This is a genomic window from Streptomyces sp. NPDC043996 (assembly GCF_056435225.1).
This window is the reverse complement of sequence record NZ_JBWKEY010000001.1, coordinates 246,743-260,541: the sequence shown is the minus strand read 5'-3', so window position 1 is coordinate 260,541 and position 13,799 is coordinate 246,743. Positions and strand designations below refer to the sequence as shown.

Here is a 13,799-nt window from a genome sequence, read left to right as displayed (position 1 = left end):
GGGGGTGCGAGACGGGGTGCCGTCCGGCGGAGGCCACCTCCGGACGGGTGATCGTCCTTGACGCGGCGACCGCCGGGGAGGACCGTGGGGCGCTATGAGGGGCGAACCCAGTTGCCCGAAGTGTGGTGGCCGGGTCAGGGCTCCCGGCCTCTTTGCCGACTCCTGGCAGTGCGCCGCGCACGGCACCGTGCACCCGCTGCAGCCCGTGATCCCGCCCAGCGTCGAGGCCCTCCAGGTGGTGGTCCACCGCGCCCACGTGCCCGTGTGGATGCCCTGGCCGCTGCCCGTCGGCTGGCTCTTCACCGGGGTGGCCTGCGCGGGTGACGACCGCAGCGGGGGGCGGGCCACCGCCGTGGCCTGCTCGGGCCCCGCGCCGCTCGGCGGCATCGGTGAGCTGATCCTCGTCGCCGAGGAGCTGGGCATCGGCCTCGGCGCGCGCTACGCGGGCATCGACGGGCCCGACCCCGGGCACGCCCTGAACGTCGGCAAGCCGCCTGCCGCGAAGGTGCTCGCGGCCGGGCGGCCGACGCCGATGTGGCATGTGCCGGGGGCGCCGGACGACCGGGCCGTGTTCGCGGGGGAGGCGCTGGGGTTGTGGCTGTGGGCCATCGCGTGGCCCGAGCAGTCGGGGCTGCTGATGTACGACGAGCTTGTGCTCACGGATTTGCGGGACGCGGGGGCGGAGGTTGAGCTGCTGCCCTGTGGGGCGCTGTCGCCGCGGCTGCTCACGCCGTAGCCCTCGCGGGGCGCCCCAGGCCCGCCCCTTCCCGCTCCGGGTGCTGCCGCCCCCGTTCCCCCGCTCACAGCCCATCGGCGCTTGCGCGCCTCGTCCTCAAACGCCGGACGGGCTGAATCATCGCGCTCCGCGCTCGTCCTCAAACGCCGGACGGGCTGGATCACCGCGCTTGCGCGCTCGTCCTCAAGCGCCGGACGGGCTGAATCATCGCGCCGCGCGCTCGTCCTCAAGCGCCGGACGGGCTTGAGCTGCCGCCGGACGGTCGCGTTACCGGGCTGGCGCGGGGGTTTCCGCGCCAGCGCGGTTGTTTTCCCACCCACCCACCCAGCCGCGAGCCGCTAGGTCGGGGGGTGCGGGGGCAGCCGGGGATGTAAGGGCGGGTGGGTGGGGGAAAAAGCCCGTCCGGCGTTTGAGGACGAGCGCGCAGCGCGATGGAGGGGCGGGTGGGCGGGGAGGAGGGCGTTATCCTGGGGAGACCCCGTCCGCCCCGTCAGAGCCTGGAGTACGCGCGTGCGCATCGACCTGCACACCCACTCCACCGCCTCCGACGGCACGGACACCCCGGCGACCCTGATGCGCAACGCGGCCGCGGCCGGTCTGGACGTCATCGCGCTGACCGACCACGACACCACGCGCGGGCACGCCGAGGCGATCGCCGCGCTGCCCCCGGGCCTCACCCTCGTCACCGGCGCCGAGCTGTCCTGCCGCCTCGACGGCGTGGGCCTGCACATGCTGGCGTACCTCTTCGACCCGGACGAGCCGGAGCTGGCCCGCGCCCGCGAGCTGGTGCGCGACGACCGCGTGCCGCGCGCGCGGACGATGGTCCGCAAGCTCCAGGACCTCGGCGTCCCCGTCACCTGGGAGCAGGTCGCGCGCATCGCGGGCGACGGCTCCGTCGGCCGCCCGCACGTGGCCGAGGCCCTCGTCGAGCTGGGCGTCGTCGCCACCGTCTCCGACGCCTTCACGCCCGAGTGGCTCGCGGACGGCGGCCGCGCCTACGCCGAGAAGACCGAGCTGGACCCCTTCGAGGCGATCCGCCTGGTCAAGGCCGCGGGCGGCGTCACCGTCTTCGCGCACCCGGCCGCCGCCCAGCGCGGCAAGGTCGTACCGGAGTCGGCGATAGCCGAGCTGGCCGCCGCCGGCCTCGACGGCATCGAGGTCGACCACCCCGAGCAGCTGGCGTACGCGCCCGAGGCGGGCCCCCGCCTCCGCGGCCTCGCCGCCGACCTCGGGCTGCTCGTCACCGGCTCCAGCGACTACCACGGCAGCCGCAAGACCGTCGCGCTCGGCGAGTTCACCACCGACCCCGAGATCTACGGCGAGATCACCCGCCGGGCCACCGGGGCGTTCCCCGTGCCGGGCGCGGGCGGAGACCTCCCCGCCTAAGGGCGCGCGCCACCCACCGGCCACTCCCCGCCCCACCCCACCCCCCTGAACCGTACTGACGCGTACCAACGCGTCACGCGTACCGACCTGTACTCGTGCGCGCCGATCTGTGCCGAAACGCAACGATCCGCGCCAACCCGTACGACTCCATCGACTCTCTGCAAGGCCATCACCGTGTTCGACGTCGCTGTCTTCGGCTCTCTCTTCCTCACCCTTTTTGTCATCATGGATCCCCCTGGGATCACCCCGATCTTCCTGGCCCTGACCGCGGGCCGCCCCGTCAAGGTGCAGAAGAAGATGGCCTTCCAGGCCGTCTGCGTCGCCTTCGGCGTCATCACCGTCTTCGGCGTCGTCGGCCAGCAGGTCCTCGACTATCTGCACGTCTCGACGCAGGCCCTGATGATCGCGGGCGGTCTGCTGCTGCTCCTGGTCGCGCTCGACCTGCTCACCGGCAAGACCGACGAGCCCCAGCAGACCAAGGACGTCAACGTCGCGCTCGTCCCGCTCGGGATGCCGCTGCTCGCCGGGCCCGGCGCGATCGTCCAGGTGATCCTGGCCGTGCAGCACGCCAGCGGAATGGAGCAGGTCTCGGTCTGGGCGGCGATCCTCGCCATCCACGTGGTGCTGTTCCTGGCCATGCGCTTCTCGCTGCTGATCATCCGCGTCATCAAGGACGGCGGCGTCGTCCTGGTGACGCGCCTCGCGGGCATGATGCTGTCGGCGATCGCCGTCCAGCAGATCATCAACGGCGTCACCCAGGTGATCAACGGCAGCTGAGGCCGCCCCGCACAGCACAGAGCCCTGTACGGCACCGGCGTGATCCGGTGGCGTACAGGGCTCTGGAGTGTGTGGGGGGTGCCCGGGGTTACGAGGCCGATGCCTCGGCCGGGCGGATGTAGAGCCGCTGGCCTATGGCGGCCGCCTGCTGCACGATCCGGTTGACGGAGGCGGCGTCCACGACGGTCGTGTCCACGGCGGTGCCGTCGACGTCGTCGAGTCGCATGATTTCGAAGCGCATGGGCTTCTCCCTTCGTCTGGTGATCCTCCTGGAGGAGAACTGTTCGCCTTGCTACGTACGGTCCAACGAGTTGCCTGCCTAAAACATTCCCTACGCTAAGGAAATTTTTTCAAAGGCTAATGAACGCCGTGTTGCGTCACGGTATCGCGGCCGGTTGTGTTCGCTGCGTAACATCCACAGGTTGTGTCCCCCATGTGACGGACGCGACAATGCGCTTCGTATGAACAGGGACGAGACCGACGAGACCGTTGACGGGCACGGCGAGGTCAGTGCGCTGCTTCAACGCGCCAATGGCCTGCTGGAGCGGATGCTCGCCGAGGTGGCGAAGACCCCGTCCACGCACGCGATCTTCGTCGACGCCGGATATCTGTACGCCGCGGCGGGCCGCCTGACCGTGGGTACGGAGGACCGGCGCGCGTTCGACTTGGACGCCGAGGGGCTCATCGACGCGCTCATCGACAAGGCCCGCACGATCTTCGCCGACAGCAGGCTCCTGCGCGTGTACTGGTACGACGGCGCCCGCCGCCGCATCCACACCCTGGAGCAGCAGTCCATCGCCGAACTGCCCGACGTGAAGGTGCGCCTCGGCAACCTCAACGCCAACAACCAGCAGAAGGGCGTCGACTCGCTGATCCGCAGCGACCTGGAGTCCCTCGCCCGGCACCGCGCCATCAGCGACGCGGCGCTCATCGGCGGCGACGAGGACCTGGTGTCGGCGGTCGAGGCCGCGCAGGGGTACGGGGCGCGCGTGCACCTGTGGGGCATCGAGGCCCCCGACGGGCGCAACCAGGCCGAGCCGCTGCTGTGGGAGGTCGACAGCCAGCGCACGTTCGACGCCGACTTCTTCAAGCCGTACGTGTCCCGCCGCACCGCCGTGTCGTACGAGTGCTCGGCGTCGACGCCCCGGCCCGCACGGGACGACGTGCGCTTCGTCGGCGCGCAGATCTCCGCGAGGTGGCTGTCGGAGCGCGGCCGCGAGGCCCTCCTCGGCCTGCTGCCCGGCCACCCCTATCTGCCCGGCGCCGTCGACCAGGAGCTCCTCGTCGAGGCGGAGCGGCTCCTGGACTACTCACTGCGCGGCCAGGCCGACCTGCGGCGGGTCCTGCGGGACGGCTTCTGGGAGCACCTGCAGAAGTGCTACTGAGGCGCCGCCGCCCGCTCCCAGAAGGAGACGAGAGCGGTGGCGGTCGCCTCCGGGCGGTCGGTGTTGGGGGAGTGCTCGGCGCCGGTGATGACCGTGCGGTGGGCGCCGAGACGGCGGGCCATGTCGTCCAGGAGCGGCACCGGCCAGGTGTCGTCCCGCTCCCCGGACAGCACGTGCGTGGGCAGGCCGACGGCGGTCAGCTCGTCCACACGGTCCGGCTCCACGCACAGCTGCTTGCCGGTGGCGATGAGCTGGGCGGGGTTGGTACGCAGCCACCGCGCGCGCAGGGCGCCCGTGCCGTTCGGGCCGCCGGTGTCGTCGAGGTCCTCCGGCGGGTCCATGGCCCGCATGAACTCCCAGACCGACGCCATCGAATGCGCCGCGAGCGCGTCCGTGAGCAGGGTGGCGCGGGTGCGCTGGGAGGGCGAGATGCGGCCGGGTCCGGAGGACATCAGGGTCAGGGAGGAGAAGGCGGGAGCCGGTGCCTGTGCCGTGTGTGCTCTCTGCGGTGTTTCCGAGGGTGCGAGCAGTACGGCCGCGCGGGCCACGAGGCCGCCGAAGGAGTGGCCGAGGAGGTGCAGCGGGGTGCCGGGCGGGTCGCCGAGCGCGGCGGCCTGCGCGAGCGCGTCCCGCGCCAACTCGGCCATGGCGTAGGCGGATTGGTCTTCGGGGCCCGGGCTCTCGTACTGGCCGCGCCCGTCCACGGCGACCGCGCGGTAGCCTGCGGCGGCCACCGGCGGCAGCAGGGCGATGAAGTCCTCCTTGCTGCCGGTGAACCCCGGAAGGAGCAGCACTGTGCCCTTGCCGGGGGGTGCGCCCGCAGGGGCGGCGTCCAGCACGGCGAACGACCCGCGCGCCGTGTCGAGCCGACGCGCGACGGTGCCCGGGGGCGGGGTGAACGTGGGGGGCCTGCTCATGCCCAGAGGCTACTGGGCGGGGCCGTGGCGCGGGACAAGGGCTTCCCGGCCAACGGTCGACTCCGGGCCGCACGCGCTGGCTGCGCCTTCGGGGGCCGGTTGAACAGGGGGGAGGCCTGGCGGCCCGCTCCTGGTACGGGGGCGAAAGTCCGCCCGGCCTTTTTGCTTCCGCTGCGGGGTGGCGGGGTGGGTGGGCTGTGGCCGAGGCATCTGCCCGCCCTTTTTGCTGCTGTGGGGTGGCGAGGTGGCTGGGCTGCGGCCGAGGCTTCCGCCCGTCCCTTTTCCTGCCGTGGAGCGGCGAGGCGGCCGGGCTGTGGCCGGAGCATCCGCCCGCCCATCCCTCCTCCTGCCGCGGAGCGGCAGAGCGGCGAGGTGGGTGGGGGTGGGTGCAGAGCCCGCCCCCCATTTCCCGCCGCGGAGCGGCGGAGCGGTGGGTGGTGCGGGTGTTGGGGGGAAGTGGGCGGGTGGGTGGGAAAGGCCCGGCGCGGAGCGGCGGAGTGCGGGGCGCGTAGCTGGGGGCGCGCCCCTAGGGCCCGGCGCGGAGCGGCGGGGAAATGGGGGAGGGGGGCTGGGGGATAACCTCCCAGCCCCCCTCCGCCCACCGCGGAGCGGTGGGTTACTGGTCCGGGGTTTCGGTGGACTTCCGGGTCCGCCGCCGCCGAGGCTTAGCCGGGGCGGCCTCCTCCGAGGCACCGGCACCGGCACCGGCAGCCGAAGCCGCCACCTCAGGCGCACCCTCCGCACCCGCCCGGGTGCGACGCCGACGCCGCGGCGCCCGCGTCGCGGACTCCTTAGAGGCGGGGGCGGCCTCCGCCGAGGCCGGAGCCTCCGCGGCCGCGGCACCCTCGGCCGGGGCACCCTCGACCGGAGACCCCGCCCGCGTACGGCGGCGCTGGCGCGTGGTGGTCCTGGCCGGACGCTCGGCGGGCTCCTCCGCGGCCTTGGCGCGGCCACGGGAGCGACCCCGGGGTCCGCCGCGGCCGCCGGGCTCGCCCAGGTCCTCGATCTCCTCGGCGTCGAGGCCGGCCCGGGTGCGCTCGGCACGCGGCAGGACGCCCTTCGTACCGGCGGGGATGCTCAGCTCCTCGTACAGGTGCGGGGAGCTGGAGTACGTCTCGACCGGGTCGTTGAAGTCCAGCTCGAGCGCCTTGTTGATCAGCTGCCAGCGCGGGATGTCGTCCCAGTCGACGAGCGTGATCGCCGTACCCGAAGCGCCCGCGCGGCCGGTGCGGCCGATGCGGTGCAGATACGTCTTCTCGTCCTCGGGCGACTGGTAGTTGATGACGTGCGTCACACCCTCGACGTCGATGCCGCGGGCGGCGACGTCGGTGCACACGAGCACATCCACCTTGCCGTTGCGGAAGGCGCGCAGCGCCTGCTCGCGGGCGCCCTGGCCGAGGTCGCCGTGGACCGCGCCGGAGGCGAAGCCGCGGCGCTCCAGCTGCTCAGCGATGTCGGCGGCCGTCCGCTTCGTACGGCAGAAGATCATCGCGAGACCCCGGCCTTCGGCCTGCAGGATGCGCGAGACCATCTCCGGCTTGTCCATGGAGTGCGCGCGGTACACGTGCTGCGCGATGTTCGCGACGGTCGCGCCCTGGTCGTCAGGGGCGGTGGCGCGGATGTGCGTGGGCTGCGACATGTAGCGGCGGGCGAGGCCGATCACGGCGCCCGGCATCGTCGCGGAGAAGAGCATCGTCTGGCGCTTCGCCGGAAGCATGTTGATGATCTTCTCGACGTCGGGCAGGAAGCCCAGGTCGAGCATCTCGTCGGCCTCGTCGAGGACGAGGCACTTGACGTGCTTCAGGTTCAGCTTGCGCTGCCCGGCGAGGTCGAGCAGGCGGCCCGGGGTGCCGACGACCACGTCGACGCCCTTCTTCAGGGCCTCGACCTGCGGCTCGTAGGCACGGCCGCCATATATGGCGAGGACGCGGACGTTGCGGGCCTTGCCCGCGGTCAGCAGGTCGTTGGTGACCTGCTGGCACAGCTCGCGGGTGGGGACGACCACGAGCGCCTGCGGGGCCTGCGTGAGGTCCTCGGGGGCGCCGCGGCCCGCCTCGACGTCGGCGGGGACGACGACGCGCTCGAGGAGCGGGAGGCCGAAGCCGAGCGTCTTGCCCGTGCCGGTCTTGGCCTGGCCGATGACGTCGGTGCCGGAGAGCGCGACGGGGAGCGTCATCTCCTGGATGGGGAAGGGGGTCACGATGCCGACGGCCTCGAGGGCTTCGGCTGTTTCGGGAAGGATTCCGAGATCTCGGAAAGTCGTAGTCAGGGCTATGCCTCTTCTGTGAGACGCGGCGCGAGGCGAACGCTGGGGGTCGATGACCGTGCCGGGGACTGCCGGCCGCCTGTGGAACGAACCGGGCGGGCCGGGTGGCACGGGACCACTGCCGACGCTCGAGCGCTCACACCGCTGAGGGGGTCCCTCCGCATGCCGTACGCATGGCGCGTACCGCCCTGGAGGGCTGTCTGGTCGGAGCCGATCGGGCCACCGACCGGGCATCCTCATTCATATGGCCCGTCGAAATAGTCGGCGGGCGCATTACCACTGTACCCCGGAATCTCGCAGGAGTGTCCGGCGAATTGTGTCACCCGTCTCGCGCCGCCGCTGTCGGGGCGCGGACACCAGGGGCCCGCCATCGCCGTACGTCGTTGTCGTCACAGTGGCTGACCAGCGCCTTACGCCTCCCCGCTGGCGGGCTATTGTGCGCTTCATGGAGACGCCTGACAACGCCGCTCAGCCCGCCAACGACGCAGCCGGCACCGCGGCCGCAGAGACTTCCGGAACCCCGACCGGGGTGGCCGCCCAGGACTGGGCGAAAGCTTCCGCCGACCCGCAGTACCGCGCCGCGGTCGTGGACCTGCTCGGCGCGCTCGCCTACGGCGAGCTCGCGGCGTTCGAGCGGCTCGCGGAGGACGCGAAGCTGGCGCCGACGCTGGCCGACAAGGCCGAGCTGGCGAAGATGGCCTCCGCCGAGTTCCACCACTTCGAGCAGTTGCGGGACCGCCTCGCCGCGGTCGGCGCCGAGCCGACCGAGGCGATGGACCCCTTCGTCGCCGCGCTCGACGGCTTCCACCGCCAGACGGCCCCGTCCGACTGGCTCGAGGGCCTGGTCAAGGCGTACGTCGGCGACTCCATCGCGAGTGACTTCTACCGCGAGGTCGCGGCCCGGCTCGACGTCGACACCCGCGGTCTCGTCCTGGGCGTCCTCGACGACACCGGGCACGCGAGCTTCGCCGTGGAGAAGGTGCGCGCCGCGATCGAGGCGGACCCGCGCGTCGGCGGGCGGCTCGCTTTGTGGGCGCGGCGGCTCATGGGCGAGGCCCTCTCGCAGTCGCAGCGGGTGGTGGCCGACCGGGACGCGCTGTCGACCATGCTGGTCGGGGGCGTCGCGGACGGCTTCGACCTGGCGGAGGTCGGGCGGATGTTCTCGCGGATCACCGAGGCGCACACCAAGCGCATGGCCGCGCTCGGGCTCGCCGCCTGAACCGGTGCCGCCGCCGGTCCCGCTAGGCGGGCGCCTGGCGGCGGCGCAGCTGGCGGGTGGGCCGAAGCAGCAGCGAGAGCAGGGCGGCCGCGACGATCACGGCGCCCACGAGCGTGGCGGGGGCGTGGTCGGGGCCGAGCGCCGTGTGCGTGATGAAGGCGCCCACCAGGGCCCCGCTCACGCCGGTCGCGAGGACCAGTGCCCGGGACGGCAGCCGGTGGGATAGCCGGTGGGCCGCGGCCCAGGCGAGGGCCAGGCCGAGCAGTGTGGAGCCGAGTGCTTCCAGGATCACGGTGTGTTCCCTCCCTCATGGCGCGGGTGCGGGTCGCGCGCACGGTCCGGGACGCGGATCGCGTGCGCGATCGGGGGGCAAAACGGTCGTAGCCGGTCTTACCCCCGGCGTTCTGAACGCAACCCTCCACCCCCATCCATGTCCGGAACAGGAAGATGATCCCCGTACTTCGGGTGAACAGCGGGTGAATATGTGGGTGGGTGCGCGGGTGGGTACGTGAGATGGGTACGCGGGTGCGTACGTGAGTGCGTACGCGAGTGCGTACGCGAGAACGGCCCGGTGGTTCCCCCACCGGGCCGTTCTCGTGCGCGCCCGCGGCGCGCGGTGCCGCTCGCGGTACTACAGGGCGCCGAAGCCCACCTTGCGCTGGGCCGGCTCGCCGATCTCCACGTACGCGAGGCGGTCGGCGGGGACCAGGACCTTGCGGCCGTGGTCGTCCGTCAGGCTCAGCAGCCGGGCCTTGCCCGCCAGGGCCTCGGAGACCGCGGTCTCGACCTCTTCGGCGCTCTGACCGCTCTCCAGAACGATCTCGCGCGGCGCGTGCTGCACGCCGATCTTGACCTCCACGCTGTGTCCCTCCGACGGTCAGTGATGTGCGCGGCCGCCCGCGCCGTACCAGCACAGATTAGCCCGGTGAGGCGACGGTGACGGCTCCGGCCGCGCACGCCAGGAGCGAACACGTACCGGGAACAGAGCGGGAAGCGCGTCGGCGGGGTGTGCGGAAGCGCGCGGGGGAGCGCTCAGTGGACCTCGACGCCGTGCAGCGGGAAGCCCGCGATGCCGCGCCACGCGAGCGACGTGAGCAGCTGCACGGCCTTCTCGCGCGGCACCCCGCCGTCGCTGTGCAGCCAGTACCGGGCGACGACCTGGGCGAGGCCGCCGAGGCCGGAGGCCAGGAGCATCGACTCGGCCTTGGAGAGACCGGTGTCCTCCGCGATGACCTCGCAGATCGCCTCCGCGCACTCCAGGGTGACCTTGTCCACGCGCTCGCGGACCGCGGGCTCGTTCGTCAGGTCCGACTCGAAGACGAGCCGGAAGGCGCCGCCGTCGTCCTCCACGTACCCGAAGTAGGCGTCCATCGTGGCCGCGACGCGCAGCTTGTTGTCCGTCGTGGACGCCAGGGCCGCGCGCACGGCCTGCAGGAGGTTCTCGCAGTGCTGGTCGAGCAGCGCCAGGTACAGGTCGAGCTTGCCGGGGAAGTGCTGGTAGAGCACCGGCTTGCTGACGCCGGCGCGCTCGGCGATGTCGTCCATGGCCGCCGCGTGGTACCCCTGGGCGACGAAGACCTCCTGGGCCGCGCCGAGGAGCTGGTTGCGTCGGGCACGGCGCGGCAGGCGAGTGCCCCGCGGGCGTGCCGCCTCTGTCTGCTCGATGGCTGTCACGCCGCCTCCCAAATCGTCCTTAGTGCTGCGGTGTGCGCCGCGCCGCCATCGTACTTTTCGGTAACTGTGATGTGCGCGGTGCGAGCGCAGAATTTCACGGACTGGATGTCCACGGAAGCCGTGCGTAGCGGGGCGAACACGGGCAGCCGCCAAGGGCGCGCGCCCCCTCGCCGGGGGACGGCGCCCCCCTGTGCTCAGCGGTAGTCGTCCTCGTCGAGGTCGACGACGCGCGCCTGCTCGGCCACGTCGGCCACGTTGGCGGCGCCCGGGTCGATGTCCTCCAGCGAGCCGTCCTGGTGCGGCGCCAGGTCCGTGTGCTGCTCGGCGGCGTCGGCCTCGGGGGTCTCCGCGTCGTGGTCCGCTTCGGGGGCCTCGTCCTCGGTCTCGAACGTTTCGGGGTCGCTGGGGTCGACGGTCATGGCGGACTCCTCGGCTCTCTGCCCTTGAGGGCGTGGCCCACGGGTGCGAGGGGCCTTGCGGCTCCCTCGGTACGTGTTCCCTATCGAGCCTAGGGAAGACCTGTACGAGGCGCTACGCGATCTGTCGCGCCGTGCGTGACGCCATCTGTCGCGCGAGGGATGACGCCATCTGTTACGCGATCTGTTACGCCATCTGTTACGCGATCCAAACCGCACCTGTGACACCGAACACGCGATCCAAGGCGTGATCGTCTCGTAACATTGCCCGCATGTCTTCGACCGAGTTGCCGCATGTGCTGGCCGCCGCCGCCCCCGAGCCGGGCGCCGTCGGCGTCACGGAGGGCGAGCGGATGGACTCGGTCACGCTGCCGGGCCTGACCCTCTCGGTCCGGGTGCGGCCCGCGACGGCCGAGGGCCTCGCCCCCGCCCTGTTCGTGCACGGGCTCGGCGGGTCGTCCCAGAACTGGTCGGCCCTGATGCCGCACCTCGCGGACATCGTGGACGGCGAGGCCCTCGACCTGCCGGGCTTCGGCGACTCCCCGCCGCCGGACGACGGGGACTACTCGGTCACCGGGCACGCGCGCGCGGTCATCCGCTATCTGGACGCGCGCGGCCGCGGCCCCGTGCACCTGGTCGGCAACTCCCTGGGCGGCGCCGTCACCACCCGCGTCGCCGCGGTCCGGCCCGACCTGGTGCGCACCCTCACGCTGATCTCGCCCGCCCTGCCCGAGCTGCGCGTGCAGCGCACGGCGGTGCCGACGGGCCTGCTCGCGCTGCCCGGAGTGGCCGCCCTGTTCACCCGGCTCACCAAGGAGTGGACGCCGGAGCAGCGGGTGCGCGGCGTCATGGAGCTCTGCTACGGCGATCCGGCCAAGGTCGCGCCGGAGGCGTTCGCGGCGTCCGTGCGCGAGATGGAGCGCCGCCTGGCGCACCCCTACTTCTGGGACGCGATGGCCCGCTCGGCCCGCGGCATCGTGAACGCGTACACCCTCGGCGGCCAGCACGGCCTGTGGCGGCAGGCCGAGCGGGTGCTCGCGCCGACGCTCCTGGTGTACGGCGGCCGCGACCAGCTGGTGTCGTACCGCATGGCGCGCCGGGCCTCCGCCGCCTTCCGTGACTCGCGGCTGCTCACGCTGACCGAGGCGGGACACGTGGCGATGATGGAGTATCCGGAGGCGGTGGCCGTCGCGTTCCGTGAACTCCTGGCCGATAAAGGTGAGTTGAGCGATCCTCGTGGTGTGCGCGATCGTGGCGGTGTGCAGGATGACCGCCGTGATTCGGGTACGAGGAGCTGAGGCGCCGCGTGGGACGTCATCGCCGCCGGAACCCGGCCGACATCACCGACACCACCAGCACCTCTGGCATACCGCGGGCCCAGGTGAACCCGCCCACGGCGGGCGCCGGGCGCCGTCGGCGCGACGGCTCGCCGGAGGACACGCCGCCTCGCGGGGTGCCCGTGCAGGACACGCCGTCCCACGGCGTGCCTGTGCGGGACACGCCCGTGCGGGGCGCACCCGCGCAGGGGACGCCCCCGCACGGCACCCCCGCCCACGTGCGCGGTGGGCATCCCGAGCAGCGTGAGCCGGGGGGCGGCTGGGGCGAGGTCGGCGGTGCGGCGGCCCGTGGCGGGTCCGGCGCGGCGCGGCCGCCCCGGGTCCCCGGCCCCAGACACGAGGACGTCGCCACCTTCGACGCCCTCGATGCCCCGCGCGGCTTCGAGGGCGCGGACGTGTTCGCGGCGGGCGCCACCCCGGTGCGCCGCACGCCGCAGCCCGACCCGTACGCGTCCGTCACCACCTGGGAGACCGACGCCGGTGGCGACGGGGACGGCAGGGGCGGCGACGGCTCCGGCGGCACCGGGACCCGTGCCGCCACCGGTGGCGGGCCCGCGCGCGGCCGTCGCCGCGGCCGGGTCGTCGCCGGGGTCGCCGCCGCGGCCGTCACCACCGCCCTCGCCGTCTTCGTGGCCGGTCAGGTCGCCGACGACGCCAAGGGCCCCGGCGCCCGCCCCCGGGCCGCCGGCGACGACGCGGACGGCCGTGCCGCCCGCGACCCCGCATCGCGCTCCGACAACCGGCCCGCCCCGTCCGCGTCCCCGACCCCGGCGACGTACGACGAGAAGATGGGCGAGAAGTACCCGATGGACCCGAAGCTCGCCGCGTCCGGTGACTTCGCGGTCATACCCGGATTCGACAAGGCGCCCGGCAAGGGGCGGAAGTTCCGCTACCGCGTCGACGTGGAGAAGGGCATGGGCCTCGACGGTGAACTCTTCGCGCGGGCCGTGCAGAAGACCCTGAACGACAAGCGGAGCTGGGCCCACCAAGGGGCCCGTACCTTCGAGCGGATCTCCTCCGGGCAGCCGGACTTCGTCATCACCCTGGCGAGCCCCGTGACCACCGCGAAGTGGTGCGCCAAATCCGGCCTCGACACCCTCCAGCAGAACGTGTCGTGCGACTCGGCGAGCACCGACCGCGTCATGATCAACGCCTATCGCTGGGCGCAGGGCGCCAAGACCTACGGCGACCGCATCCACCCCTACCGGCAGATGCTGATCAACCACGAGGTCGGCCACCGCCTGGGCTACGGACACGTGGACTGCCAGCGCAGCGGCGACCTAGCCCCCGTCATGCAGCAGCAGACCAAGTTCCTCGACCACGACGGAATCCGCTGCAAGGCCAACCCCTGGGTGTATCCCAAGGGTTGATCCCAAGGGCGTATCCCCGGGGTGTATCCCGGAGGTGCATCCCAAGGGCTGAGACGCCCTCGCTCGAATAGAGAGACGTCGCGTTGACATTCCGCGCGGCATCGTCCATATTTCTCCGCATGTCGATCCGTCACGCCTCCACGAGCGCCGCCCTTGAGCTGGCGCTGTTCGGCGTGACCGCGCTCTGCGTGGCCGATATTCACTGTCGCTGACGCCCGCCCCCGGCGAGTGCGTCGCGCTTCTCCTTCCTTCACCGCGTTTCCGTGCCCCACGCCCCTCGCGTGTGGCACGTTCTGCACGCGGTCCACGATGTGGT

15 protein-coding genes are annotated in these 13,799 nt (G+C 72.6%); 8 read left to right on the top strand and 7 right to left on the bottom strand.

Annotated elements, in window-relative coordinates:
* The first annotated feature begins 94 nt into the window (after nt 1-94).
* The 3 genes from AC07A4_RS01205 to AC07A4_RS01195 all read left to right on the top strand — a co-directional run bounded on the left by AC07A4_RS01205 (nt 95) and on the right by AC07A4_RS01195 (nt 2,899).
* Nucleotides 95-736 (top strand): DUF6758 family protein, encoded by a 642-nt coding sequence (locus tag AC07A4_RS01205; protein WP_478591269.1) that lies wholly within the window; start codon nt 95-97, stop codon nt 734-736.
* Nucleotides 737-1,246: 510 nt separating this feature from the next.
* Complete coding sequence (locus tag AC07A4_RS01200; protein ID WP_478591267.1) at nt 1,247-2,122, top strand: PHP domain-containing protein; 876 nt, start codon at nt 1,247-1,249, stop codon at nt 2,120-2,122.
* A 174-nt stretch (nt 2,123-2,296) separates the two neighbouring features.
* Nucleotides 2,297-2,899 carry a MarC family protein gene (locus tag AC07A4_RS01195; RefSeq protein ID WP_478591264.1) on the top strand — a complete coding sequence of 201 codons (603 nt, stop codon included), beginning with the start codon at nt 2,297-2,299 and terminating at the stop codon, nt 2,897-2,899.
* Nucleotides 2,900-2,987: 88 nt separating this feature from the next.
* Here the strand turns inward: AC07A4_RS01195 and AC07A4_RS01190 are convergent, their stop codons facing one another.
* Nucleotides 2,988-3,140, bottom strand: coding sequence for a hypothetical protein (locus tag AC07A4_RS01190; protein ID WP_478591261.1), 153 nt, complete (start codon nt 3,138-3,140; stop codon nt 2,988-2,990).
* A gap of 220 nt (nt 3,141-3,360) precedes the next feature.
* Here AC07A4_RS01190 and AC07A4_RS01185 point away from each other — a divergent pair, with 220 nt between their 5' ends.
* Entirely contained in the window at nt 3,361-4,284 is a 924-nt protein-coding gene (locus AC07A4_RS01185; RefSeq protein WP_478591259.1) for an NYN domain-containing protein, read from the top strand.
* Here AC07A4_RS01185 and AC07A4_RS01180 read toward each other — a convergent pair.
* Together AC07A4_RS01180 and AC07A4_RS01175 are read right to left on the bottom strand one after the other, a co-directional pair.
* Nucleotides 4,278-5,201, bottom strand: a complete 924-nt coding sequence (locus AC07A4_RS01180) for an alpha/beta fold hydrolase (protein ID WP_478591257.1) — start codon at nt 5,199-5,201, stop codon at nt 4,278-4,280. The two genes, AC07A4_RS01185 and AC07A4_RS01180, sit on opposite strands and share 7 nt — an antisense overlap.
* 616 nt (nt 5,202-5,817) lie before the next feature.
* The gene (locus AC07A4_RS01175) at nt 5,818-7,707 is read right to left on the bottom strand and encodes a DEAD/DEAH box helicase (RefSeq protein WP_478591254.1); all 1,890 of its coding nucleotides are present in this window, start codon (nt 7,705-7,707) and stop codon (nt 5,818-5,820) included.
* Between the two features lie 196 nt (nt 7,708-7,903).
* Between AC07A4_RS01175 and AC07A4_RS01170 the strand changes: the two genes are divergently transcribed.
* Nucleotides 7,904-8,686 (top strand): ferritin-like fold-containing protein, encoded by a 783-nt coding sequence (locus tag AC07A4_RS01170; protein ID WP_478591252.1) that lies wholly within the window; start codon nt 7,904-7,906, stop codon nt 8,684-8,686.
* A 22-nt stretch (nt 8,687-8,708) separates the two neighbouring features.
* Here AC07A4_RS01170 and AC07A4_RS01165 read toward each other — a convergent pair whose 3' ends face one another.
* The 4 genes from AC07A4_RS01165 to AC07A4_RS01150 all read right to left on the bottom strand — a co-directional run bounded on the left by AC07A4_RS01165 (nt 8,709) and on the right by AC07A4_RS01150 (nt 10,779).
* On the bottom strand, nt 8,709-8,978 hold the full coding sequence (locus tag AC07A4_RS01165; RefSeq protein WP_478591249.1) for a hypothetical protein: 270 nt from the start codon (nt 8,976-8,978) through the stop codon (nt 8,709-8,711).
* A 339-nt stretch (nt 8,979-9,317) separates the two neighbouring features.
* Nucleotides 9,318-9,545, bottom strand: coding sequence for a DUF3107 domain-containing protein (locus AC07A4_RS01160; RefSeq protein WP_478591247.1), 228 nt, complete (start codon nt 9,543-9,545; stop codon nt 9,318-9,320).
* Nucleotides 9,546-9,718: 173 nt separating this feature from the next.
* Nucleotides 9,719-10,360, bottom strand: coding sequence for a TetR/AcrR family transcriptional regulator (locus AC07A4_RS01155; RefSeq protein ID WP_478591244.1), 642 nt, complete (start codon nt 10,358-10,360; stop codon nt 9,719-9,721).
* Between the two features lie 194 nt (nt 10,361-10,554).
* Nucleotides 10,555-10,779 carry a hypothetical protein gene (locus tag AC07A4_RS01150; RefSeq protein WP_478591241.1) on the bottom strand — a complete coding sequence of 75 codons (225 nt, stop codon included), beginning with the start codon at nt 10,777-10,779 and terminating at the stop codon, nt 10,555-10,557.
* Nucleotides 10,780-11,048: 269 nt separating this feature from the next.
* Here AC07A4_RS01150 and AC07A4_RS01145 point away from each other — a divergent pair, with 269 nt between their 5' ends.
* The 3 genes from AC07A4_RS01145 (at nt 11,049) to AC07A4_RS01135 (ending at nt 13,695) form a co-directional block, all read left to right on the top strand.
* Nucleotides 11,049-12,074, top strand: coding sequence for an alpha/beta fold hydrolase (locus tag AC07A4_RS01145; RefSeq protein ID WP_478591239.1), 1,026 nt, complete (start codon nt 11,049-11,051; stop codon nt 12,072-12,074).
* 8 nt (nt 12,075-12,082) lie between these two features.
* Nucleotides 12,083-13,483 carry a DUF3152 domain-containing protein gene (locus AC07A4_RS01140; protein ID WP_478591236.1) on the top strand — a complete coding sequence of 467 codons (1,401 nt, stop codon included), beginning with the start codon at nt 12,083-12,085 and terminating at the stop codon, nt 13,481-13,483.
* A 119-nt stretch (nt 13,484-13,602) separates the two neighbouring features.
* Nucleotides 13,603-13,695, top strand: coding sequence for an Ms4533A family Cys-rich leader peptide (locus AC07A4_RS01135; protein WP_478591234.1), 93 nt, complete (start codon nt 13,603-13,605; stop codon nt 13,693-13,695).
* The last annotated feature ends 104 nt before the right edge of the window (nt 13,696-13,799 follow it).